This is a genomic window from Hymenobacter saemangeumensis, from assembly GCF_039541835.1.
Taxonomy (GTDB): Bacteria; Bacteroidota; Bacteroidia; order Cytophagales; family Hymenobacteraceae; genus Hymenobacter; species Hymenobacter saemangeumensis.
Window position 1 is genome coordinate 1 of sequence record NZ_BAABGZ010000013.1, and the last position, 23,319, is coordinate 23,319.

Sequence of the window (23,319 nt, forward strand, 5' to 3'; positions counted from 1 at the left end):
AAAAATGAGGTGGGTCGCACCCCAAATTTCGCCTCGTCGTGGAAGTCTTTTTTATTGGCACCCTACTTCCTAAACAGCTTCTATGTGATGTGCTAATGTGCTGATTGGTGTGCTGGCATTTTCACAAAACATCACGCCGCTGGATTAGCGCATCAGCACATTAAATCATTAGCACATCAGCACATTAAAAGCCGATGTCCAGGCCCGACTCCTGCGCGTTGGGGTCGTTGAGCTCGGCGTTGGTATCGGTGCCGGTGATGGGCTTAATGGGGCGGGGCTCCATCTGGCCCATGCCCACGCGGGAGTTGGGGTTGCTCATCTCGTCGAGGCCGGGGCGGCGGTCCAGGGCATCGATTTCATCTACGGGGCGCACGGCACGGATGGAGCCCGTGTCGTTCAGGTCGTCCATATCATCCAGGTCGAGAGAGGGGGAGTCCTGGTTGGGGCGGTTGGGGCGGCCCTCCTCGGAGGTGCGCATATTATCCTTGGGATGACCGATTTGGTCGGCGTTGGCATTTACGCTCACGGCGGTGATGCCGTCTTCGCTGTCGGTGCCGTAGCCTTCCTTGCCGTCGCGGTTGCCGAAGCCGCCGCGTGCGGCTTCGTTTTTGGGCGGGTCCGCATTGGGAATGCGGTGTCCGTCTTCCATTTCCTGCGCGGTGGTGTCTTCGTTGATGACGCGGATGGGGCGTTTATTTGGGTCGATGGCCATGGTGGGAAGGGCTTGGATATGCTGGCTAAGTTTGGCTTAAGTGTACTTTACTTTGCCTCTTAGGGTTTAGCTCCGGCCCGCCCGCTATCTGAAATTGCCCTGCTTATGAGCTCCATGCCGCCTATTCGCTCCATCGATGACCTGCTTGCCGCCCTGGGTGAAGGCTATAGTCCCAAGTACCTGTTCTTCTGGGGCCACACGGCAGCCCCGGGCGCGGCGCCGGGCCGGGAGTGCTTCAGCCAGTGGTACCCGGCCCCGTTCCAGGAAGCCGGCCTCAGCTACCCCAGCACCGAGCACTACATGATGGCCGAGAAGGCCCGCCTGTTTGGCGACGAAGCCACCCGGGCCGCCATTCTGCGGGCCCGCCACCCCGACCAGGCCAAGCGCCTGGGCCGCGAGGTAGCCGGCTTCGACGAGGCTACCTGGAATGCCGCCCGCCAGCAGATAGTGGTGCGCGGCAACCAGCTGAAGTTTGGGCAGCACCCCGCCTTGGCGGCCATCCTGCGCCAGACCGGTAGCCGCGTCCTGGTCGAAGCCAGCCCCGTGGATGCCATCTGGGGCATTGGCCTGGCCCAGGGCCACCCCCACGCCGCCGAGCCCGCCCGCTGGCCCGGCCTCAACCTGCTGGGCTTTGCCCTAATGGAAGTGCGGGACCAACTAGCATAAGCCCAACTCATAACTCATAACTCATAACTCAATAAAATGTGGACCGAACAAGACAACAGCCTGCAGCGCCGCTTTCAGTTTGCGGATTTTAAAACGGCCTTCGCCTTTCTCACCGAAGTAGCGGCCGAGGCCGAGCGGCTCGACCACCACCCCTGGTTTAGCAACGAGTACAACGTGGTGGAGTTCCGCCTGCGCTCCCACGACGCCGGTAACACCGTGACCCGGCGCGACCACCGCCTGGCGGAGGCCATTGACGCCGCCGCCTCCCGGCACCTTGCTGCCGGGCAGGGCGCCTAGCCTAACCCTGCTTTATTTACACCTGTTTTATGACCAAAAAGCAAAGCCTGCTGGCCGGAATGGCCACGGGATTCGTGGCGCTGTTGCTCACGGCCCTGGCCCTGTTTCACTTCTACCTGAAAGACCTGCTGAGCTAGCCAATGGATACGAAACGATTTGCCTTGGGCTTTCTGCTGGGCCTGTTGCTGGGGGTAGTGGCAGTAGTTGGCTACGCCGCCAGCCGGCTGTTTGCCCAGCCCGATATTACCCTGGCGGAAATGGGGCTGCAGGACCTGGAAGGACGCCCCGTGCCGGCCGCCCGGCTGGTGGGCAGGCCGGTAGTGGTGAACTACTGGGCCACCTGGTGCAAGCCTTGCATCGAGGAGTTTCCCGACTTTGCCAAAGCTCAGGCTGAAACGGGGCCGGGCGTCGAGCTGGTGATGATATCCGACGAGCCCGCCGCCAAAATCCGGGGGTTCCTGAAAAAGCACCCCTACCCTTTCACCTTCTGGCGGGTGCGGCAGCCGCTTCCCGACGTGATGGCCCGGCCCTGCACGTATGCCTTTAGCCGCAAGGGGCAGCTGGTCAAGAAAAAGGCGGGCACCGTGGAGCCAGCCCTTATCCGGGAGTTCATCACCGCGGCGCGGAAGTAGCATGTGGCGTGGGCTGCTTCCCGGTCATCGCCGGGTGTGGCCATCAATAAGCACTACCCTGGCTGGCCGGGCTCGCGCGGCCCTACTCTCGGCTCGTTCCGCGGGCTACCTTTGCACCATGGCCGACACCGTATTATACCTCGTGCCCACGCCCATCGGCAACCTGGAGGACATCACCCTGCGGGCCATCCGCATTCTGGGGGAAGTGGGCACCGTGCTTTGCGAAGACACCCGCACCAGCGGGCGCCTGCTGCAGCACCTCAACCTGAAAAAGCCCCTGCTCAGCTACCACCTGCACAACGAGCACCAGCAGGTAGCCCGCCTGCTGGAGCGGCTGGAGAAAGGCGAAACCATGGCCCTGGTTTCCGACGCCGGCACGCCGGGCATCTCCGACCCGGGCTTTCTGCTGGTGCGCGAGTGCCTGGCCCGGGGCTTGGGCGTGGAGTGCCTGCCCGGGCCCACGGCCTTTGTGCCCGCCCTGCTCAAGTCGGGCTTCGGCGCCGAGCGGTTTACGTTCGAGGGCTTTCTGCCCGTCAAGAAGGGCCGGCAGACGCGCCTGAAGGAGCTGGCCACCGAAACCCGCACCATGATTTTCTACGAGTCGCCCCACCGCATCGTCAAAACCCTGGAGCAGCTGGCGGAAGTGCTGGGCCCCGGGCGGCAGGCCTCCGTAAGCCGGGAGCTCACCAAGCTGTTCGAAGAAACAATAAATGGCAGCCTGCCCGAGCTGGCGCGCAACTTTGCCGCCCGCCCCAGCATTAAAGGCGAAATCGTGCTGGTGGTGCAGGGCAACACCGACGCCCCGGTGAAGAAAGGACGGTATGAGGAGGATGAGGATTAATGCTGCCGTTCGCTTCACCCCCGGCCCCCTCTCCTCAGGGAGAGGGGGAGCCTGACGATTTACTGAGATTTATTTAAACACAGGTTTAAGAATCCTAGCTGTTTACACCTACTGCTCACTTTTATAGAATATCCGCGCCGCCTCGGCTCCCCCTCTCCAGCGGAGAGGGGGCCGGGGAGTGAGGCGAATCATCAGAACAACCCTTTCCCACTTTGTTTATCTTCAAACTTCGTCCTGCGGTGCTGGCGCTGCTCAGCGCGGTGCTGCTGTGGGCCGGCTGGCCGGTTCACCCATCCCCGCTGCCGCTGCTGCTTTTCGTGGGCTGGGTGCCCTACCTGCTGATGGAGTACCAGCTCACTAAGCGCGGGGTGCGCAAGCGCACGGTGTTTGGCTACACCTACCTCACCCTGCTGCTCTGGAACGCCTTTACCACCTGGTGGGTCAGCTACAGCACTGTGGGCGGGGGCATTGCCGCGGTGGTGCTCAATGCCCTGCTCATGTGCCTGCCCCTGATGGCGTTCCGCCAGACCAAGAAGCGCCTGGGCATCCGGCTGGGCTACCTCTCGCTGCCGGTGTACTGGATTGCCTTTGAGCAGCTGCACCTGCACTGGGACCTTACCTGGCCCTGGCTTACCCTGGGCAATGGCTTCGCCAGCGTGCCGCAGTGGGTGCAGTGGTACGAGTACACCGGCTTCCTGGGCGGCTCGCTCTGGGTGTGGGTAGTAAACCTGGCCCTGCTGCGCCTGCTGCTGGTGTTTGAGCTGAAAGTGAAGAGCGAAGAGCTGCAGTCCGAAGCAGCGCAGTCCTTCCTGTCGACGTTCAACATTAAGCTTTCCACCCCGGTGCTGATGGTGGCGCTGCCCATTGCGCTTTCCTACGCTATTGGCACCCTCTACCAGGAAAAAGGCCCTGCCACGGAAGTGGTAGTGGTGCAGCCCAACATCGACCCCTTCGAGGAGAAGTTCAGCGGCACGGCCCGCTTTATCCCTTACGATGAGCAGCTCAGCCGACTTCTCAGCCGCACCGAGCAGTACCTCACGCCCCAGACCCGGCTGGTGCTCTGGCCGGAAACGGCGCTGGAGGAAGCTTTCTGGGAAAACACCATCGAGACCCAGCCCAAGATTCAGCGCATTCGGCAGTGGCTGGCCCAGCACCCCGGCGTAGCCCTGCTCACGGGCATGACCAGCGTGGCGGGCTACCCCAACAAAGCCATGGCCAGCCCCACCGCCCGCTACCGCGACGACCTGGGCTACTACGACGTGTTCAACACCGGGGCTTACTTCGCCAGTGCCACGGCCCCCATCGAGTTCTACCACAAGTCGCGGCTGGTGCCGGGCGTGGAGAAGATTCCGCCCCTGCTCACCTCCCTCATCTCCCACATCGACCTGGGCGGCACTGTGGGCAGCTACGGCAGCCAGGACCAGCGCGCCGTGTACTCGGCCCCACCGGCCCTGCCGACCCTGCGCCTGGCGCCCATTATCTGCTATGAATCAGTGTACGGCGACTTCGTGGCGGCCTACGCCCGCAACGGCGCCACCCTGCTGGGCATCATCACCAACGACGGCTGGTGGAGCGACTCGCCCGGCTACCGCCAGCACCTGGCGTATGGCGCGCTGCGGGCCATCGAAACCCGTCGCGACATCGCCCGCTCGGCCAATACCGGCATCTCCGGCTTTATCGACCAGAAAGGCACCATCTCCCACCGCACCGGCTGGTGGGTGGGCGCCGCCAGCCGTGCCATCGTCCACCTCAACGACGAGCTGACCTTCTACGCCCGCTTCGGCGACCTTATCGGCCCTGTTACCCAGGCTCTGGCGGTGCTTTTTCTCCTGGCCGCCTTCTGGGTGAGCCGCCCCAAGCCTATCAAGGCCCGTATGGCGGACAAAGAGCTTTAATTTTTAAGGCCTTAGACGTTAGACATGAGACGTTAGAAAGTTCTTTTACCAGAACAATTCTCATGTCTAAAGTCTAAGGTCTAACGTCTGACCTCTCTCCACGCAGAACCCTATGCCAACCGACTTCACTCAACTCTCCCTCGACCTTGCCCAGCTCTGCCGCGAAACCGCGAAGTTCATCCGCCAGGAAGCGGCTTCCTTCGACCGGGGCAAGGTGCAGCAAAAGGGCGTTTCCGACCTGGTAAGCTACGTGGACCAGGAAACCGAGAAGCTGCTGGTGGCCGGCCTGCGCCGCCTGCTGCCCGAGGCCGGCTTCATCACCGAGGAGGGCACCACCGGGGCCGATACCCGCGCCGAGTACACCTGGATTATCGACCCGCTCGACGGCACCACCAACTTCGTGCATGGCCTGCCCTGCTACTCTATCAGCGTGGCGCTGCTGCACCACAGCGAGCTGGTAGCCGGCGTGGTGCACGAAGTGGCCCAGGACGAAAGCTTCCGCGCCGTGCGCGGGGGCGGCGCTTACTGCAACGAGCGACGCATCCACGTCAGCGACGTGGCCGAGCTCAGCGGCTCGCTGCTGGCCACGGGCTTCCCCTACTCCAAGTTCGACCGGCTCGACGCCTACCTGGCGGTGCTGGGCCAGTTCATGCAAAGCACTCACGGCGTGCGGCGCGTGGGCTCGGCCGCCGTGGATCTGGCCTGGGTGGCCGCCGGCCGCTTCGAGGGCTTCTTCGAGTTCAACCTCAACTCCTACGACGTAGCCGCCGGCCTGCTGCTGGTGCGCGAAGCCGGCGGCCACATCACCCAGTTCCTCGAAGACGGCGACCCGCTGTTTGGCCGCGAGGTGGTGGCCAGCAACGGCCGCATCCACCAGGCCATGCAAGCCACCATCGCCGAGTTCTGGGCTTAGGCTCTGCAAACTTTTCCGGCGCCGCCCGGGTTTTCCTACCGCCATGCAAGCCCAGTACTTCCTCATTTTCGCCCTCTTCGCCGCCGCGCTGTTCTTTATCGGCCGGCGGTTCTGGCGGGCATTCTTTGCCAAAAGCGAAAGCGCCTGCCCCAAAGGCTGCGGGGGCGGCTGCTCCACCATCGACGTCGACCGCCTGCAGCGTACCATTGAGGCACAGGCCGCCCGGCCGCAGGCCTAGCAATACTTTGTTTCCAGCATAACCTGCCTCCCCCCCGGCTCCGTATAGCCGGAGCGGAGGCAGCTGCTTTTAGCGCCGGCCGCACATTCCTTTCCCCTCAACCGCTTACTGCCATGCAGGACAAAGAAGAAGAACGTTCGCTGATGAACGTGGAAAAAAAGCTCTCCGCCGACGGCTTTACCAAGGACTTCAAGGTGGAAAAAGGCCGCCTATGCACCATGGATGGCGCGGCGAGCAAAACCTATGGCCCCGAAGACGTCACCATCGTGGACTTCTACCGCTTCGAAGGCGAGAGCAACCCCGACGACATGTCCATTCTCTACGCCATTGAGGCCAACGACGGCGTGCGCGGCACCATCTCCGCGGCCTACGGCACCTATGGCGACGTCGATGCCAACGAATTCATGCTGCAGGTAGAAAACCTGGGCAAGAACCTGACGAAGCAACACAAATAGGTGTTAGGGCCTTAGGTGTTAGGGCTTAGGTATTGCAAAAGCTGAACCGGCCCCGACTTATCAGGCTGCCTGGCGCTGCTCCGTGCAAAACCTAATCCCTAATTCTCTAATACCTAAGCCCTGAAAGTGGCAACTACCCTTCCCACCCATCCCCTCCGCACGCCCGCCGACCTCGACCGGCTCATGGACGCTATTGGCGACGCCCGCGTCGTGCTGCTGGGCGAAGCATCGCACGGCACCCACGAGTACTACACCTGGCGCACGGCCATCAGCAAGCGCCTGATTCAGGAAAAAGGCTTCCACTTTATCGCCGTGGAAGGCGACTGGCCCGACTGCTTCGACGTAAATGCCGCCATTAAGCAGGACGAGGTGCAGTATGGCTCGGCCGCCCGCCTGCTGCAAACCTTCAACCGCTGGCCGACCTGGATGTGGGGAAACTGGGAAATTGCCGCCTTGGTGGACTGGCTGCACGGCCACAACCGCCGGCAGCCCCTGGAGCAGCGCGTGGGCTTCTACGGCCTCGACGTGTACAGCCTCTGGGAGTCGCTGCAGGCGGTGCTGCGCTACGCCGAGCAGCAGGGCGACGGCGCCATGTCGGCGGCCCGCAAGGCCTTTCACTGCTTCGAGCCCTACAGCGACGACCCGCAGGAATACGCCCGCGCCATCGCCTTCGTATCGGAAAGCTGCCAGGACGAGGTGACGGCCATGCTCAAAACCCTGCGCCAGCAGGCCCAGGAGCGCCAGCCCGCCAACCTCTCCGAGCACGAGCAGCTCTTTGCCGCCGAGCAGAACGCCCTGGTGGCCGTGAATGCCGAGCGCTACTACCGCGCCATGCTCAAGGGCGGGGGCGCTTCCTGGAACGTGCGCGACCGCCACATGATGGAAACCCTGACCCGCCTGCTCGGCCTGCACGGCCCCGACAGCAAGGCCATCATCTGGGAGCACAACACCCACATTGGCGACGCCCGCTACACCGACATGCGCCGCGACGACATGGTGAACGTGGGCCAGCTCACCCGCGAGCAGCTGGGCCGCGAAAACGTGTTCAGCGTGGGCTTTGGCTCCTACCAGGGCTCCGTTATCGCCGGCCGCGAGTGGGGCGCCCCCTTCGAAACCATGACGGTGCCCACCGCCCGCCGCAACTCCTGGGAAAACCAGCTGCACAGCCAGCTAAACGGCGACAACGCCCTGCTCCTTTCCGAAGAGCTACGCCAACAGTCCGGCCTCAAGGACTCCATCGGCCACCGCGCCATCGGCGTGGTGTACCGCCCCGAGTTCGAGCAGTTTGGAAACTACGTGCCCTCCATTATTCCCGAGCGCTACGACGCCTTCCTGTTCATCGACAAAACCCGCGCCCTGCACCCGCTGGGTACCGAAGCGCAGGCAAACACGCCTCCCGACCTCTACCCCTGGGGTGAATAGAGTTCACGTCAAAAAAACACCTTTGCAACAGCTGCCTTTGTGCTACCTTAGCACACAGCTAGCCAGCCCCTAAGACCTATTGAAGGAGAGTGAAGGCTACTAAATCCAGCCACGCCTTTTAATGCTAAAACGTCTTATTCTTGGCTACCTGTTTCTGCTTTCCACCGTTCAGGCGTTCGCGTGCGGTAATGGGAGAACTTTTAAGGTCGCGGAGGCCACTATCAGCTTATCCAACGGCGCCGTTATTGCCTTAAAGCACTCGGGCAGGATAGTCCCCTATGGATGCCAGTTTGTCACTGCGACAATTAAGCGGGAAATCCCGGTAATGTACGAGCAGTGGAAAAAGACCCAGGACCTTGCTTATCTATCCGATTACGCACTCTTGCTGGCGTTCACGAAAGAATACGAAAAGGCCCGGGATACCTACCTCTACATAGAAAGCATAGCGCCTGACCAATACTCCACGGCGGCAAACCTCGGAACCGTGTATGAGCTACTTGGCGACAACAGACAGGCCCTTAGCTGGATAAGAAAAGCAGTTCGGATTGACCCGGCCTCGCATATGGGCTCGGAGTGGCTGCACGTAAAGATTCTCGAAGCCAAGCTCCAGGGAAAAAGCGCTGTCAACAGTAAATTCTTGCTCAATACCAGCTTTGGCACCGACGTTCTTCCCCATACTTCTTTGTCGAAGGCACAGCTTCTTAAGCTCCGCGATGCCTTGTTTTACCAGCTCAACGAGCGGGTTTCGTTTATCCAGCCGCAAGAGACCATTGTGGCGCAGCTGCTGTTCGACCTGGCGAATGTTGCCTACCTGACCGGCGCCAAGTCCGAGTCAAAGTTCATTTATACCGAAGCCCAGGAGTATGGCTACTCCAATCCGCTGCTAGCCAAAAGGCTTGCTGCATTGTCGAAAGCAGGAGTCCGCTCCCTGTCGGCACCGGCTAGATTAGTCAGCCCTTCGTCGGCCCCGCCCCCGCCCCCGCCAAGCCCTGAGTAGGCAGTAAGCATTCAGAGCAGTGGCAGGACGAGCCTTTGGGGTACGCCCTTGCACTGGCTGTTAGGCCGTTCGTTTCCTTTCATCTTCGGTTTCTCCGCTCGCATGAAGTTCGTTTTTCTCTGCGCTGCTTTTCTGCTTTTGCTGCCAGTTAGCCAAGCAAATGCCTGTTTTAATGGCGAATCCGTTAGGCTAAGCGACGGCTATACAGTTGGCTACAGGCATACTGACAACCATGTACCCAAAGGGTATATGATTTTAAAAAAGGAAGTCGAGCAAAAGCTGCCAGAGATGATGCGTAAATGGCAAGGGACCAAGGATGTGCGCTATCTCTCCGACTACGCCTTGCTACTGGCTCTTACTAAAGACTACGGCAAAGCCAGGGACATCTACCTTCAGGTAGAGAGCATTGCTCCCGGCCGCTACGCGACGGCCGCAAGTCTTGGCACCGTGTACGAGCTGCTTGGCGATGACCGGCAGGCACTTACCTGGATACGCAAAGCCGTACGGATTGACCCGGCCTCGCACATGGGCTCGGAGTGGCTGCATGTGAAGATTCTCGAAGCCAAGCTACAGGGCAGCAGTGCCGTGAACAGCAAATTCCTGCTTAATACCAGTTTCGGCACCCAGGCACTGCCACGCACGGCCTTGTCGAAGCAACAGCTCTTAAAGCTGCGCGATGCCCTGTTCTATCAGTTAAACGAACGAGTTTCGTTTATCAAGCCCAAGGACGCACTCGTAGCCCAACTGCTGTTTGACCTTGGCAACGTGGCATTTCTGACTGACATTGAGTACGAATCAGAAATAATCTACGGAATGGCCCGTGAATATGGTTATGCCAGCCCCCTGCGCAGGGCACGGGTAGCTGCTTTGGCTAAACAGATAAAACAGCGGTACCATTCTAAACCAGCTGGAAAAGCGTAAGCCAGTTGCTCAGCCCCACACCCGGGTGCCTTCGGTGCAGTTACGGCACATCTCCACCTGGTCGCGCCCCTTGAGCAGCGCCTGCCGGAAGCCCTGGTACTTCTTGCCCTGCCAGAGGCTGGCGAAGCTCTGCTGCTGCAGGTCGCCGAGGCGGTATTCGGCATCCTTATCGAAGCAGCAGGGCACCACCAGGCCGTCCCAGGTGATGACGCAGGAGTGCCACATCTTCCAGCAATGGTTTACCAGCTTGTTTTTCAGGCTCCAGCTGCCGTTGTTATTTTCGTAGCGCGAGTAGTAGTCGATGGTCGGAATCAGCGGGCTGCCGTTCTGGTAATCGTATATCTGAGCCGTCTTAAACCACACGTCGTCGACGCCCATTGAGGCGGCTAAGGCCTTGGCGTCGTCTATCTGGTGCTCGTTGGGCCGCACCACCAGAAACTGGAAGATGATGCGCGGCGTGCTCGACTTCAGCTCCTTGCGCCAGCGCACGATGTTGCGGGTACCTTCCAGCACCTTTTCCAGCTTGCCGCCCACGCGGTACTGCTGGTACACCTCCTGCGTGGTGCCGTCGAGGGAGATGATAAGGCGGTCGAGGCCGCTCTCTACCGTACGACGGGCATTTTTGTCGTTGAGGTAGTGAGCGTTGGTGCTCGTAGCGGTGTAAATACCCTTCTTGGCCGCGTACTGCACCAAATCCAGGAACTGCGGGTGCAGGTAAGGCTCGCCCTGAAAGTAGAAAATCAGGTACCACAGCCGGCTGGCTACCTCGTCGATGGTTTTCTTGAACAGGTCTTCGGGCAGCATGCCCGTGGGCCGGGTAAAGGAGCGCAGGCCGCTGGGGCACTCGGGGCAGCGCAGGTTGCAGCTGGTGGTGGGCTCAAACGACAGCGCCAGGGGCATGCCGTGGTGACGCGCTTTGCCCGTTACCTTGCTTAAGGCATAGGAGCCGATAACCTGAGCCGCATTCCAGGCCCGGCGCGGCGTGAGCTTGGACAGGAAGTTGAGGCCGTCGGTGAAGGTAGAAGACATGGGCGTGGCAAGCTGTAAAGGCCCTTTGGCGGTAGTTCCAGCCAAAAATACGTCATCCTAAACGCAGCGAAGGACCTCAGCAGGTTGAACAGCCGACAGCAGCTTTTGATTTCTGCTTCTTGTTCTAGCCTGATAAGGTCCTTCGGTGTTCGCTTAAAGCGCGAAATCTAAGGATGCTGGTTTCCGGTGCCGACCTTACTTGCCTTCCGTTAAGGCCCGCAGGTCGATGGCGCTGGTGTAGGTGCTGGCTTTGCCGAACGACTGGTTGATTTCGTCCACCGCGGCGCGGCTGCTCAGGCGCTTGGGCTTGGTATTGAGGAAAGTACCATCTTCACCCAACAGAATGTAGGTGGGTACTTCCTGAAGGGCGTAGGCCTTGGCCAGGGTGGAGCGCAGGCCACCGCCCGCCACCCGGACGTGTACCCCCGGCAGCCGTTTCATGTTCACCAGCTGCCGCCAGGCCTGCTCGTTCTCATCAAGGGCAACGTTGATGAAGGTGATGTTTTTGCCTTCAAACTTGCGAATCAGGTCCTGGGCATAAGCCAGGTCGCGCAGGCAGAGGCCGTTGGTGCTTTTCCAGAAGTTGAGGTACACCAGCTTGCCCGCGAAGTCGTGCAGGTGCACGGTGTCGCCGGTGGCGGTGGCCAGTTTGAAGTCGGGAGCCGGCGCGCCGATGGAGAAGTCCTTGTGCCGGTCGAAGTCGGCCTTCAGCGTGGGCAGGTAGTGGCCCTTGGGGTCGTAGGTGCGGTAGTCGGCGAGCATGGCGGCCGACTGCTTTACGTGGCCGAAACGGAAGGACTCCTGCAGAATACGGCCCAGGATGATGGGACGAATAGCACCGTTCAACTGCTTGCTGGCCAGGGCGTAGGAGGCGGGGTAAAAGTCGGCGTCGCTGCGCTGCCGCTTGCTCTGGGCTACGGCAAAGTGTACGTAGTTAATCAGGAATTCGTGGTATTGCTCGCTCTGAATGGCTGTGGGGTCGTTCAGCAGGGCCGGGTCGTTGAGGTAATTGTAGTAGTCGGGCGACATCTTCAGGCGGCCCTCGGTGTTCACTACCTGCTCGCGCAGGTCCTGGTAAGTGAGGCGGTCGTTGGCGTAGGCATACACCACCTCGGCCTTGGCGTAGTTGTAGAACTCCTGGGTAAACGACTGCTTGGCTGCGTGGTCTTCCAGGAAGTTGAACTGGTGCTTGCGGCGGTACTCCAGAAAGGAGATGAAGGGAGCCTCGTACAACTGAATGTTGTCGGGCAGCACCTGGAAGCCATCGTTTTCCACAAACTGGGCATCGGCCTCTACCAAATAGTTGTTGGCGTTGGCAGCCTGCTGGCGGTGGCGCTGCTCGTTGGTCAGGCTGGAGCCGTTGCTGAACTTGGCTTTAAAGCCGGTGGGCACGTCGTTGGGCTTAAACTTAAGCGAGCCCGACATATCACTGCCTTTAAAGCGCACGTCCAGGTCAGTGCCCGGGTCCAGAAACAGGGGAGCCACATCGTCGCCGTATACAATGTCGGCTTTGGTAGCCCCCTTCACAGGTACCGTAATCTTGAACTCGCCCCGCTCATTGAGGGAAGTCCGAAAGATTTTCTCCTTGGGGTCCAGCGGGTTTTCGCGCAGCGAAATAGCTACCGAGTCGATGGTAGGACCACTTACGCGGCCGGAAAGCACCGCAAAATTGGCGACAGTCGACGGTGAGTTATCGGCTGCAGTTGGCGCGTGCTGAGCTTGTGCGGGAGCACTGGGCTTGCGAGCCTGTGCCTGCCCCAGCAGCGGAGCCAGCAGCAGCAGCGTACCCAAAACTTGGCGGAGGGTAAAAGTGGAAAAATGCATCATAGCATAGAATGGACTAACAGCGGCAGAAGTAAGTAGCCGTCAGATAACAAGCAATACTTTAAGAGGGTTAGAAAACACCTTATTCACGGGAAAACCCTATTAGCACTCCGAAGATACGGCATTTTGGTTTATAAAATCCAATCGTCTTCCCTTCTTTTTTCCCACTTACTTCTACCCACCAGCCTGGAGCAAGTTTTAGCCCGGGCTGGTGGGTTGATAGTCAGCGAAATTCTTGCTTAGCCGAACAGGCCATTCAGCACTTCGTCCAGGCGGCTGACGGGGTGCACCTTCAGGCCGAAGCGGGCCATATCCAGCCCTTTGCCGTTGAAGTGCGACACGTACATCTCGCGGAAACCCAGCTTCTCAGCCTCGGCCAGACGCTGGTCGAGGCGGGCTACGGCCCGGATTTCGCCGCTCAGGCCCACCTCGGCGGCCAGGCACACGTCGCCGGGAATGGGCAGGTCGTTGAGGCTGCTCACCACGGCGGCACACACGGCCATGTCGAGGGCGGGGTCGTCGAGGCGCAGGCCGCCGGCAATGTTCAGAAACACGTCGTGCTGGCCCAGGCGCAGGCCGGCCCGCTTTTCCAGCACCGCCAGCAGCATCTGCAGGCGCTTGGCGTCGAAGCCGGTGCTGCTGCGCTGCGGCGTGCCATAGGTGGCCGGCGTTACCAGAGCCTGCACTTCCACCAGCAGGGGCCGGTTGCCTTCCAGCGTGGCCCCGATGGCCATGCCGCTCAGGCTTTCGGTGCGCTGCGAGAGCAGAATCTCCGAGGGGTTGCTTACCTGCCGCAGCCCGGAGCCCTGCATCTCGTAGATGCCCAGCTCGGAGGTGCTGCCAAAGCGGTTTTTGGTGGTGCGCAGAATGCGGTAGCTCATGTGGCGGTCGCCCTCAAACTGCAGCACGGTATCGACCATGTGCTCCAGGGTTTTGGGGCCGGCAATGGAGCCATCCTTGGTGATGTGACCGATGAGCAGCACCGGCGTGCTGGTTTCCTTGGCAAACTTGAGGAACTCGGCCGTGCACTCGCGCACCTGGCTCACCGAGCCCGCGCCCGACTCCACGATGGTGGAGTGCATGGTTTGGATGGAGTCGATAACCAGGATGTTGGGCTGCACCTGGTCGACCTGCCGGAAGATGTTTTGGGTATTGGTTTCCGTCAGAATAAAGCAGTTGGGGTGCTGACGGTCGGCCAGGCGCTCGGCGCGCATCTTAATCTGGGCTTCGCTTTCCTCGCCGCTCACATACAGCACTTTCAGGTTGCGCAGGCTCAGGGCAATCTGCAGCATGAGCGTGCTTTTGCCAATGCCCGGCTCGCCGCCGATGAGGACGATGGAGCCCGGCACCAGGCCGCCGCCCAGCACGCGGTTCAGCTCGCCGTCGGTGGTGATAATGCGCGGCTCGTCTTCGGCCACGATTTCGCCCAGGGGGCGGGGCTTGGCTACGCGGGTGCTGCCGCCGCCGGGTACGGTGCTGGCCGGCTTCCACTGGCCCGTAGTGGTAGCGGCCGTTTCCTTCTGCACTACTTCCTCCACATAGGTGTTCCACTCGCCGCAGGCCGGGCAGCGGCCTATCCACTTGGCCGACTGCGCGCCGCAGCTCTGGCAGAAAAATACGGTTCTGGCTTTGGCCATAAAGGCTGTTCTATTAGTTATTCAGGCAATAATTTATAAGGCCTTTCTACCCAAAAAAGTTGCTTTGGAAAGCTGTTCTAGACACTATTTAGCTTATTTCCGGCTTTCGAAATACGCATTGTATTCCCGCGCAAGCCGGGGCAGAAACTCGAAGTTGGCTTCTTTGTCCTGGGCCTTGATTCTGGCCGCCAGCTCGGGGGAGTCGGCAAACATGACCGACATCAATTCCGCAAAAGCTTTATCGCCTTTTGGTACTTTGTGCAGCTCCCCGCCCTTGAGGCGCACATACCAGTGCTCGCGGCCCTCCCCGGTCCAAACCGGCGGGGTGTTCATCGCGCCAATGGGGATTGAAGCCTGGCGGTTCATCACATAGTTGAAAAGCTCCATGTTGCCGCCGCTGGTAATGGGCTGGGCCAGCACCGCCAGCGGCCGGCCTTTGTAGTAAAGCGCCTCCAGGTTGCGCCCGTCTATTTCCAGGCTTTTCAGCCGGGTAACATCCACGGCCTTGATTCGGGGCCACTTCTTGCCCTCGGGCAGCGTTTCGTAGCATAGCACACGCCCGGCCATGCCGCTGGTGTAATTCTCCATGTAGCCCACCCGTTTCTCGCCGTTGCTGAAGTTGAAGGTGGCCGTGTAGAAGCGGGGCCGGGCAGGCACTGTGGAAGCAGGAGTATCGCCGGCCGGGCTTACTGTGCGCTCAACCTGCGCCTGGGCCGCAAGGGCAGTGCCCAGTAGCAGAATAGTAATTCCCAGCCAGCAATGCCGGAGTGAAAGCAGGCACATAATAAGTTAAATCAAGTATTGGGCAGGGGCCCGAACAGGTTCATTACATTAGCCTGCAAGGTAACATTGGCCCTGCCAACATCGCCTTTTCGGGCGGGGCCAGGCCAGACCTAAGCGCTGCCCCGCACCTACCCCGACTCCCACCAGCTCCGTCGGCAAGGCAGGGGCCCCGCCGGAAAATCCGACGGGGCCCCTGCCTTGTTCTGTCGGCCGGTGGCGGCCGCGGATAAGCACCCCGCTAGGGTGCTACCACCACCTTCTGCTGGTACACCGCCCCTTGGCCCTGCACCTGCAGGAGGTAGATGCCTCCAGCTACATTCTCCAGGGAAAAGGTAGCTTCCGGCTGCCCGGCGGCCACGCTCCAGCGGCGCACCGTGCGGCCGTTGAGGTTGAGCAGGGCGGCGGGGCGGGCCTGGGTCGCTACCGGCAGCTGCACGGTGACGGCTTCCCGGGCCGGGTTGGGGTACAGGGCCAGCGGCTGCCCGCCCTGGGCCGTCCGGGTGGCCAGGCCCACGTTGCTGAGGCGGGCCAGGCCGATGCGTACCTGCCCGGCCACGTAGCGAAACGAGCCGTAAAGCAGGATTTTGCCGTCGGTTGGCTGGAGCGCTACCCCCGCTCCATCTACTATTCTGTCATCGCTGAAGCCAATTGCTTGGGGAATGGCTATGGGGCTAAAACTGCCGTCCAGACTTCCGTCAGCATTAAGCCGCAACAGTGCGGCCGCAGCATTATTGGCAATAGGAAGAACCCGGGTGACCAACAGGCGGCCGTCGGCCTGCACTGCTCGAACCGTATAGTTGTCGGCCAGGCCCGTAAACGTTGGGTCGACGGCCCCGTCGACGGTCAGCCGGGTCAGGCCGTAAGGAACGGCTTGGCCGTTGAAGCTGGCGCTGGTAAGACTTCCTATAAGCAACCGGCCATTGGCCTGCATCAGCACCCGATACGAGCCGCCTGGGCCGGCGCCGGCCCCAATGGAAAAGGTGTTATCGGCCGTACCATCGGCATTCAGGCGCACCATGGACAGGCCCGCCGGCCCCTGCGAATCCGAGCTTACCACCACCAGCTTGCCGCCGGGCTGCACCAGTACCTGCCCTACTAAACGGCTGGCCGGGCCCGCAGGGGGCGTAAACGTATTGTCGGGGCTGCCGTCGGCATTGACGCGCACCAGCCCGCTGAGCCCGCCGAGGCTGCCGTAGCTGTCAAATTGCCCATACATCAGCACCTTATTGTTGGGCAAGGCCACTATGCCACGCTGTGGTGCGGGACTAGTACCCGAAGTAAGGCTTAGCGTCTGCCCTGCGAAGCTATTATCAATGCCACCGTCCGGCAGTAGCCGTATTGCTGGATTACCCAACAGGTAAAAGGTACCGTCGGGCTGCAGGGCCTGGATGGTGGCGGCACTGGTAGAAGCAAACGTCTGGTCCAGAGTTCCATCGGCGTTAAGCCGGTGGAGGCTAAACGGGGGAAAGCCCGGCTGCAGGGGCTGGCCGTTAAAATTGATAAAGTCGCCAAATACCAACAGCTTTCCACTGGGCAGCGGCACTACCTCCCGGATAATACCCCGGGCCTCAATCAAAGGCGTAAAGCCCATGTCGTGCAGGCCGGTCGCGCTTAAGCGAAGCAGCCCGGTATGCGGTGCTCCGTTGTATGTGTTGAAGCCCCCGCCCACGTATACGTCCCCGCTGGGCGCCAGCGCCAGCGCACCGCAAGCACCTGATGGGCCAGAAACTGGTGCAAAACTCACATCCAGAACGCCGGCGGCATCCAGGCGGATAAACTGTTGGCGTGAGATGCTGTTGTAGCTTGAGAAACCGCCGGCGAGGATGATGCCGCCATTGGCCTGAACGGCAATTCGCAGAATGGACCCGGCTCCAGTGGGGCCGGCAGTGTTTGGCTGAAAAGTGGCGTCGGCACCGCCATTCAGCAGGCGGCGCGTCAGGTTCCGGCTAACCTGGCCGTCGAAGCTGGCAAAGCTGCCGCCAATCAGCAGCTTGCCGTCCGGCTGCTGCGCCAGCGCGTTAACGGTGCCATCTGCCCCAGGCGTGGCGCTGGTGCTGATATTAAACGAAGCATCTATGCTGCCTGCCGCGGTAAGACGCACCAGGTTGCCGGCAGCTTGCCCATTGAACGAAGTAAAGGTGCCGCCCAGTAGAATTTTACCATCGGCCTGCACCAGCACCGCGCGGGCAGTGCCGCTGGTAATGCCCGAGCCAGGGTTGAAGCTGGCATCGGGGGTTCCGTCGGCGTTCAGCCGCACCAGGCCGCCCGATAGCCGGCCGGTGAAGGTCAGCCCCCCAGCCACCAGGATTTTGCCATCAGCCTGCACGGCCAGGGCATTCAGCGACCGGAAGTCGCCAGGGGCCGGATTGAAAGCAAACGAAGGGTCAAGCGAGCCGTTGGCATTCAGGCGCACCAGCAGCGCCTTCGGCTGACTGTTGAAGGTGGTAAAGGAGCCGGCCACCAAAATTTTGCCATCGGGCTGCAGCAGCACTTCGGTTATGTAGCCATTGGCGCCGGTGCCGCCGGGGTTAAAGGCCGCATCGGTGCTGCCATTGGCGTTGAGGCGCTGAAGCTTGCCCGCGAGGGCTCCGTTCACAAAATCGAAGCCCCCAGCCACCAGAACTTTGCCATCGGGCTGCACAGCCAGCGCATTCACACTCTGATATAAGAAGGGAATGAGCGTGTTTTTGAGCACCGTCGGCTGAAACGACGGGTCTAGGGTCTGGGCAAGCACCAAGGCTGGTCCACCCAGCCAAAAGACTAAACCCGCCAAAAGCAGACGCAAGGTAGAAGTATGCCTCATAAAGTATTTATAGGAAAATGAGGCACAAAGAACGGTAAAAGCATCCTGGAAACATCTTATGCGTCAACTTTACGCTGCTCCAACAAAGCCCCTTGCCTGGGCTAGACCGCCATGCTCACCACCACTACCCTCCTCCCCGCCGACCTGGCCACCATCACCGCTTTCGAGGGCCTGCCGGCCGAAACGCTGGACTGGCTGCTGGCCCACGGTGAGTGCCGCCTCTACGCGGCCGGCGAAACCATCTTCGAGCCAGGGGCGCCGGCCGACTACCTCGTCGGGCTGCTGCGCGGGGCCATGCAGTTCTACAGCGTGCGCGGCAGCCAGCGCGAGCCCGGCTTTCGCATCGAGGCCGGGCAGGTGAGCGGCGCCCTGCCCTACTCCCGCCTGCGCGTGATTCAGGGCCTGGGGCTGGCCGTGGGCGACACCCAGCTGTTTCTGCTGCACCGCGACTATTTCTCTACCCTGGAGCAGGTCAGCCCCGAGCTTACCCAGCGCCTGGTGAGCATGATGAGCGACCGGGTGCGCGACCAGACCCGCACGCAGGAGCGCGACGACAAGCTGCGGGCCCTGGGCAAGCTCTCGGCCGGCCTGGCCCACGAGCTCAACAACCCCGCCGCAGCCATTGCCCGGGCGGCCCAGTCCCTGGCCACTCACCTGCAAGCCCAGCCGGCCCTGCTGCAGGACCTGGTAGCCCACTGCCCCAGCCCCGGGGCCCTGGCCGCGCTTACAGCCCTGGCCGTGCCGGGCGCTCCCATCAGCCAGGCTTTTTCGGCCCTGGAGTGTGCCGACTACGAAGATGAGCTGGCCGACTGGCTGGAAAGCCAAGGCGTAAAGCAGGGCTTCAAGCTCGCGGCGGGTATGCTCGAAGCTGGCCTCACCCCGGAGCGCCTGCAGCCACTAGCCAATACGCTGCCCGCCGCCGGCCGGCCCGCCGCCTTCGCCTGGCTGGAAGGCCAGCTCACCTCCCTGCGCCTGATTCAGGACGTGCAGGAAGCCGGTGGGCGCATCAGCAAGCTGGTGAGCGACGTCAAAACCTACTCCCACATGGACCGCGACAGCGGCCGCGAGCTGCTGGAGCTGGCCCCGGGCCTCGACAGCACCCTCAACATGCTGGGCTTCCAGCTGCGGGCCAAAAACATTCGGGTAGTGCGCGACTATGCCCCCGACCTGCCCAAAATTCAGGGCCAGGTGGGCAGCCTCAACCAGGTGTGGACCAACCTGCTCGACAATGCCATCTCCGTGCTGCCCGAAGGTGGCCAGATTACCCTGCGCACCCGCCGCGAGGGCAGCTTTGCGCGGGTTTTTCTTATCGACAACGGGCCGGGTATCCCGACCGACGTGCTGCCCCACATCTTCGAGCCCTTCTACACCACCAAGCCCGCCGGCGAAGGCTCGGGGCTGGGGCTGGATATTGCCCAGCGCATCATCCGCCAGCACGACGGGCGCCTGGAGGTGAGTTCGGTGCCCGGCCACACCGAGTTCTGCGCCTGGCTGCCCTTACCGGGAGCCCTAGCTTAAGAGCTCAGACTGGTCGCCTTTTTATACTTTCCTCAGAAAGCCCGCTTGCCGCCGGCAGCAAAGCTCCTGCGGTGCTCCTCCGAGCTCCCTCCGAGCTGCCTTCGAGCTCGGCTCCCTCTGTGCAGCTCGCTTTTTGGCTGTGGCCATATTGCATTAATTCAGGATAATCATTCCGACAAAAAGCAAGCGGGATACTTTTGCGTCTGCTGCTTTACTCCTCATTGAGCTCATGAAAAAACCTATTCTACTCGCCGTCGACGACGACCCCCAGGTGCTTGCCGCCATCGACCGTGACCTGCGCGCTGAGTTCCGGCAGGACTACCGCGTGCTGCGCGTGAATTCCGGCCCCGATGCCCTGGAAACCCTGCGCGAGCTGAAAGCCAAGGAAGAAACCCTGGCCCTGGTGCTGGCCGACCAGCGCATGCCCGGCCTCGAAGGCGTGGAGCTGCTCACCCACGCCCGGCAGCTGTTTCCCGATGCCAAGCGCGTGCTGCTCACGGCCTACGCCGACACCGAAGCCGCCGTGCGCGCCATCAACTCGGCCCGCCTCGACCACTACCTGATGAAGCCCTGGGACCCGCCCGAGCAGCTGCTCTACCCCACCCTGCACGACCTGCTGGGGGCCTGGCAGCGCGAGCACAAGCCCAAGTACAACGGGCTGCGTCTCATTGGTTTTCAATGGTCACCATTGTCGCACGAGCTCAAGGACTTCCTCAGCGGCTACCTGGTGGGCTACCAGTGGCTCGACTACGAAACCAGCCCCGAAGCCCAGGAGCTGGTAGCCCTGAAAGGCTATCAGTCGACCGACCTGCCCCTGGTCATCGCCGCCGACGGCACGGTGCTGCCCAACCCCGACAAAGCGACCCTGGGTAAACACCTGGGGCTGACCCGTACCGAGCTGCAGGCCATGTACGACGTGGTGGTGGTCGGCGCGGGCCCCTCGGGCCTGGCCGCGGCGGTGTACGGCGCCAGCGAAGGCCTCAAAACCCTGATTATTGAGCGCCAGGCCCCCGGCGGGCAGGCCGGCACCAGCTCCCGCATCGAAAACTACCTGGGCTTCCCTACCGGCCTGAGCGGGGCCGAGCTGGCCCACCGCGCCTGGGCCCAGGCCGTGCGCCTGGGGGCCGAGTTCCTGGCCCCGCAAGAGGTGGCCCAGCTTTGCGTGCAGGACGGCTACAAGGTGCTGACCCTGGTAGACGGCACTGAAATCAGCACCAAGGCCGTGGTGCTGACTACTGGTGTCAGCTACCGCACGCTCGACGTGCCGGGCATAGACCGCCTGAGCGGGGCCGGCGTGTACTACGGCGCTGCCCGCACCGAGGCCCGCTCCTGCGACCAGCAGGACGTGTACATCGTGGGCGGCGGCAACTCGGCCGGGCAGGCAGCTATGTACCTGGCTACCTACGCCTGCAAGGTGTACATCGTGATTCGCGGGGCCAGCCTGGCCGCGTCGATGTCGGCCTACCTCATCGAGCAAATCAGCCAGACCGACAACATCGAGCTGCTGCCCTTTTCCCAGGTAAAAGAAGTGTGCGGCCAGGACCACCTCGAAGCCGTCATGCTCGATAATAATGGCACTATGGAGAAACGCGAGGCGCGGGCCCTGTTTGTCTTTATCGGCGCCAAGCCCTGCACGGAGTGGCTGGCCGGCCAGGTACTCTGCGACACCAAAGGCTTCCTGCTCACCGGCCGCGACCTAGTAACCGACGCCCGGTACAAAACTGCCTGGAAAAAAGGTCGGGAGCCTTTCCTGCTCGAAACCTGCGTGCCCGGCATCTTCGCCGCCGGCGACAGCCGCGCCGGCGCCATGGCTCGCGTAGCCTCCGCCGTTGGCGAAGGCAGCATGGCCATCAAGTTCGTGCACCAGTATTTGGATGAGTGATTTTAAATGATGAGGTAAAAAAACGTGTCATTTGCGAGGCGAAGCCGAAGCAATCCGTCCTGTTCTCAGCGACTAGCCTTCTAATGTGAAAAGCCCCAGCGCCTGCTCAGGCGCTGGGGCTTCTTTCTAGAGCCGTGAAAGCCAGCCCGTAGCCGGAATGATTATTGCAGCCCGCCTGCTGTACCTCTAATGCCGCGCTTATGCCCACCTCTACTTTCCGAGTCATTCGCCATGCGTTATCAATCGGGTTGCTGTGGGCCGGCACGGTCGCCCAGGCCCAGCTGCTGGACCCCAGCTTTCATCCGCCGGTCTTCACTCAGAATCCCAGCTTTGGTAGCTTTCGGCTAAGTAAGATTGAGCGTCAGGCCAACGGCTACTACCTGGTTGCGGGGCAGTTTGAGGCAGTGGACGGGCACCCCACCAATGGCCTGGCCCGCCTGCGGCCTGATGGCCGGGTAGATACCACGTTTACGTTTCGACTGCCCATGTCTTATCGCAGAATGGCCTTTGCAGCGCAGCCCGACGGCAAGGTGCTGCTGGCACTAGGCGATACCACACGCCAGGCGCGTTTCATGCGCCTGCTGCCGTCGGGCCGGGTAGATAGCAGTTTTAGCCCCGCACTCCGCTCTCGCCCAAGGGGTCACTACATCTACCAGATAGTGGTGCAGCCCGATGGGAAACTGCTGCTGGCGGGCAACACCACCGACTCACTCGGCCGGCACAGCGTGGTGCGCCTGCTACCCAACGGCCGTGTAGATACGGGCTTTACGCCGCCGCCTATTCAGGACGACCCCACCCAAATCAGCATTCTGCACGAACCCACTGGCCGTATTGTGTACGCCATCAGCTCGTTCAGCCAGCTAGGGCCTCCAGCCATTGTGAATCGCCTGCTTCCTTCCGGCCAGCTGGATACTGCATTTGCCTGCCCTCCGCACCAGAACTATCAGTTCTATCATATCAGCCGCTTAAGTGCCTGCCCCGATGGCGGCTACGCCCTGGGCGGGTGGTTTTTTGGCAAAGCAGTAGCCCGCCTGTTGCCCACCGGTGCCTGGGACCCTGCCTACACACCATCCATAGACGTTTATAGTGTTTCCGTTGGTTTCACCTTTCTCACAACGGTAGCAATAGCCGTGCAGCCTGATGGCCGTATACTGGCCTGCGGCAACGTTAATACCCTTGCCGCGGGGGGGCCTGTCTTGCGCGCACTCCCCCAAGGAGGAGTTGACTCAAGCTTTAACCCGGCTTTTTTCTACCGGCCAGCATCCAGCTCTAGTACCGGCACTACTTACAATGACGCCTACGCAGTCGACCTGCTGATGGAGCCCTCGGGACATCTGCTGGTAGCAGGCCAGTTCACCCAAGCCGGCGGTCAGCCCCACAGCGGCCTGGCCCGCCTGCTGCCCGCCACGCCCCTCGCCGCCCGCCCGGCAGCCCGCATCCCTGAGCTGCACGCCTGGCCGGTACCGGCCCGGGATGAGCTGCACGTACAGCTGGCCCCATCACCGGCTGGGCAGGAAATCACGCTCCTCGACATGACCGGCCGGATGGTACTCCGCACTACGCCTTCGGGCTCAGCCAGCTCCCTGAGCGTTGCTTCGCTGCCGGCGGGACTTTACGTGCTGCGCGTAGCTTATGCCAATGGCTCTACGGCTGCGCGCCGTATTGAGGTCCGGCGCTAATGAGGATGTTATTCCAGCATAGTGTCGGTGTTTAGCTGTTGTTTTGAAAAAGCCCCAATGCCAGCACTGGCATTGGGGCTTTTTCATTTGTCACATCTCAATGGCGACTAAGTGCTAGAGGAAGGATGGCTACGGCTGCGCCTCGCCATGACACGTCTTTTCACTTCATCGCCTC

At 61.5% G+C, this 23,319-nt stretch carries 20 protein-coding genes; 14 read left to right on the forward strand and 6 right to left on the reverse strand.

Annotation, left to right across the window (positions count from 1 at the left end):
• Window positions 1-184: 184 nt before the first annotated feature.
• Window positions 185-712, reverse strand: coding sequence for a hypothetical protein (locus ABD919_RS04515; protein WP_345234201.1), 528 nt, complete (start codon window positions 710-712; stop codon window positions 185-187).
• A gap of 105 nt (window positions 713-817) precedes the next feature.
• On the opposite strand from ABD919_RS04515, the gene ybiA reads away from it, so the two are divergent.
• The 11 genes from ybiA to ABD919_RS04570 all read left to right on the forward strand — a co-directional run bounded on the left by ybiA (window position 818) and on the right by ABD919_RS04570 (window position 9,989).
• Window positions 818-1,378, forward strand: coding sequence for a riboflavin biosynthesis intermediates N-glycosidase (gene ybiA, locus ABD919_RS04520; RefSeq protein ID WP_345234203.1), 561 nt, complete (start codon window positions 818-820; stop codon window positions 1,376-1,378).
• A 36-nt stretch (window positions 1,379-1,414) separates the two neighbouring features.
• Window positions 1,415-1,675, forward strand: coding sequence for a 4a-hydroxytetrahydrobiopterin dehydratase (locus ABD919_RS04525; RefSeq protein ID WP_345234205.1), 261 nt, complete (start codon window positions 1,415-1,417; stop codon window positions 1,673-1,675).
• 140 nt (window positions 1,676-1,815) lie between these two features.
• The gene (locus ABD919_RS04530; protein ID WP_345234207.1) at window positions 1,816-2,307 is read left to right on the forward strand and encodes a TlpA family protein disulfide reductase; all 492 of its coding nucleotides are present in this window, start codon (window positions 1,816-1,818) and stop codon (window positions 2,305-2,307) included.
• A 118-nt stretch (window positions 2,308-2,425) separates the two neighbouring features.
• Window positions 2,426-3,148, forward strand: coding sequence for a 16S rRNA (cytidine(1402)-2'-O)-methyltransferase (gene rsmI, locus ABD919_RS04535; RefSeq protein ID WP_345234209.1), 723 nt, complete (start codon window positions 2,426-2,428; stop codon window positions 3,146-3,148).
• Between the two features lie 212 nt (window positions 3,149-3,360).
• Window positions 3,361-5,043 (forward strand): apolipoprotein N-acyltransferase, encoded by a 1,683-nt coding sequence (gene lnt / locus ABD919_RS04540; RefSeq protein WP_345234211.1) that lies wholly within the window; start codon window positions 3,361-3,363, stop codon window positions 5,041-5,043.
• A 112-nt stretch (window positions 5,044-5,155) separates the two neighbouring features.
• Complete coding sequence (locus tag ABD919_RS04545) at window positions 5,156-5,956, forward strand: inositol monophosphatase family protein (protein ID WP_345234213.1); 801 nt, start codon at window positions 5,156-5,158, stop codon at window positions 5,954-5,956.
• Between the two features lie 43 nt (window positions 5,957-5,999).
• On the forward strand, window positions 6,000-6,194 hold the full coding sequence (locus ABD919_RS04550; protein ID WP_345234215.1) for a FeoB-associated Cys-rich membrane protein: 195 nt from the start codon (window positions 6,000-6,002) through the stop codon (window positions 6,192-6,194).
• A gap of 113 nt (window positions 6,195-6,307) precedes the next feature.
• The gene (locus ABD919_RS04555) at window positions 6,308-6,649 is read left to right on the forward strand and encodes a hypothetical protein (protein WP_345234217.1); all 342 of its coding nucleotides are present in this window, start codon (window positions 6,308-6,310) and stop codon (window positions 6,647-6,649) included.
• A gap of 126 nt (window positions 6,650-6,775) precedes the next feature.
• Window positions 6,776-8,071 carry an erythromycin esterase family protein gene (locus tag ABD919_RS04560; protein ID WP_345234219.1) on the forward strand — a complete coding sequence of 432 codons (1,296 nt, stop codon included), beginning with the start codon at window positions 6,776-6,778 and terminating at the stop codon, window positions 8,069-8,071.
• A 121-nt stretch (window positions 8,072-8,192) separates the two neighbouring features.
• On the forward strand, window positions 8,193-9,068 hold the full coding sequence (locus ABD919_RS04565; protein ID WP_345234220.1) for a tetratricopeptide repeat protein: 876 nt from the start codon (window positions 8,193-8,195) through the stop codon (window positions 9,066-9,068).
• Between the two features lie 102 nt (window positions 9,069-9,170).
• Window positions 9,171-9,989 carry a tetratricopeptide repeat protein gene (locus ABD919_RS04570; RefSeq protein ID WP_345234222.1) on the forward strand — a complete coding sequence of 273 codons (819 nt, stop codon included), beginning with the start codon at window positions 9,171-9,173 and terminating at the stop codon, window positions 9,987-9,989.
• A 9-nt stretch (window positions 9,990-9,998) separates the two neighbouring features.
• Here ABD919_RS04570 and ABD919_RS04575 read toward each other — a convergent pair whose 3' ends face one another.
• The 5 genes from ABD919_RS04575 to ABD919_RS04595 all read right to left on the reverse strand — a co-directional run bounded on the left by ABD919_RS04575 (window position 9,999) and on the right by ABD919_RS04595 (window position 17,996).
• Window positions 9,999-11,018 (reverse strand): SPASM domain-containing protein, encoded by a 1,020-nt coding sequence (locus ABD919_RS04575; RefSeq protein WP_345234224.1) that lies wholly within the window; start codon window positions 11,016-11,018, stop codon window positions 9,999-10,001.
• 195 nt (window positions 11,019-11,213) lie between these two features.
• On the reverse strand, window positions 11,214-12,809 hold the full coding sequence (locus tag ABD919_RS04580) for a TlpA family protein disulfide reductase (protein ID WP_345234226.1): 1,596 nt from the start codon (window positions 12,807-12,809) through the stop codon (window positions 11,214-11,216).
• 272 nt (window positions 12,810-13,081) lie between these two features.
• Window positions 13,082-14,479 carry a DNA repair protein RadA gene (gene radA / locus ABD919_RS04585; RefSeq protein WP_345234228.1) on the reverse strand — a complete coding sequence of 466 codons (1,398 nt, stop codon included), beginning with the start codon at window positions 14,477-14,479 and terminating at the stop codon, window positions 13,082-13,084.
• A 93-nt stretch (window positions 14,480-14,572) separates the two neighbouring features.
• A complete protein-coding gene (locus ABD919_RS04590) occupies window positions 14,573-15,262 on the reverse strand; it encodes a hypothetical protein (RefSeq protein ID WP_345234230.1) in 690 nt (229 codons plus the stop codon).
• A gap of 238 nt (window positions 15,263-15,500) precedes the next feature.
• A complete protein-coding gene (locus ABD919_RS04595) occupies window positions 15,501-17,996 on the reverse strand; it encodes a T9SS type A sorting domain-containing protein (RefSeq protein WP_345235191.1) in 2,496 nt (831 codons plus the stop codon).
• A gap of 180 nt (window positions 17,997-18,176) precedes the next feature.
• Here ABD919_RS04595 and ABD919_RS04600 point away from each other — a divergent pair, with 180 nt between their 5' ends.
• From ABD919_RS04600 to ABD919_RS04610, 3 genes are all read left to right on the forward strand, one after another.
• Window positions 18,177-19,583, forward strand: coding sequence for a sensor histidine kinase (locus ABD919_RS04600; RefSeq protein WP_345234231.1), 1,407 nt, complete (start codon window positions 18,177-18,179; stop codon window positions 19,581-19,583).
• A gap of 229 nt (window positions 19,584-19,812) precedes the next feature.
• Window positions 19,813-21,465 carry an NAD(P)/FAD-dependent oxidoreductase gene (locus ABD919_RS04605; RefSeq protein WP_345234233.1) on the forward strand — a complete coding sequence of 551 codons (1,653 nt, stop codon included), beginning with the start codon at window positions 19,813-19,815 and terminating at the stop codon, window positions 21,463-21,465.
• Window positions 21,466-21,665: 200 nt separating this feature from the next.
• Window positions 21,666-23,144, forward strand: coding sequence for a T9SS type A sorting domain-containing protein (locus ABD919_RS04610; protein WP_345234235.1), 1,479 nt, complete (start codon window positions 21,666-21,668; stop codon window positions 23,142-23,144).
• Window positions 23,145-23,319: the final 175 nt, after the last annotated feature.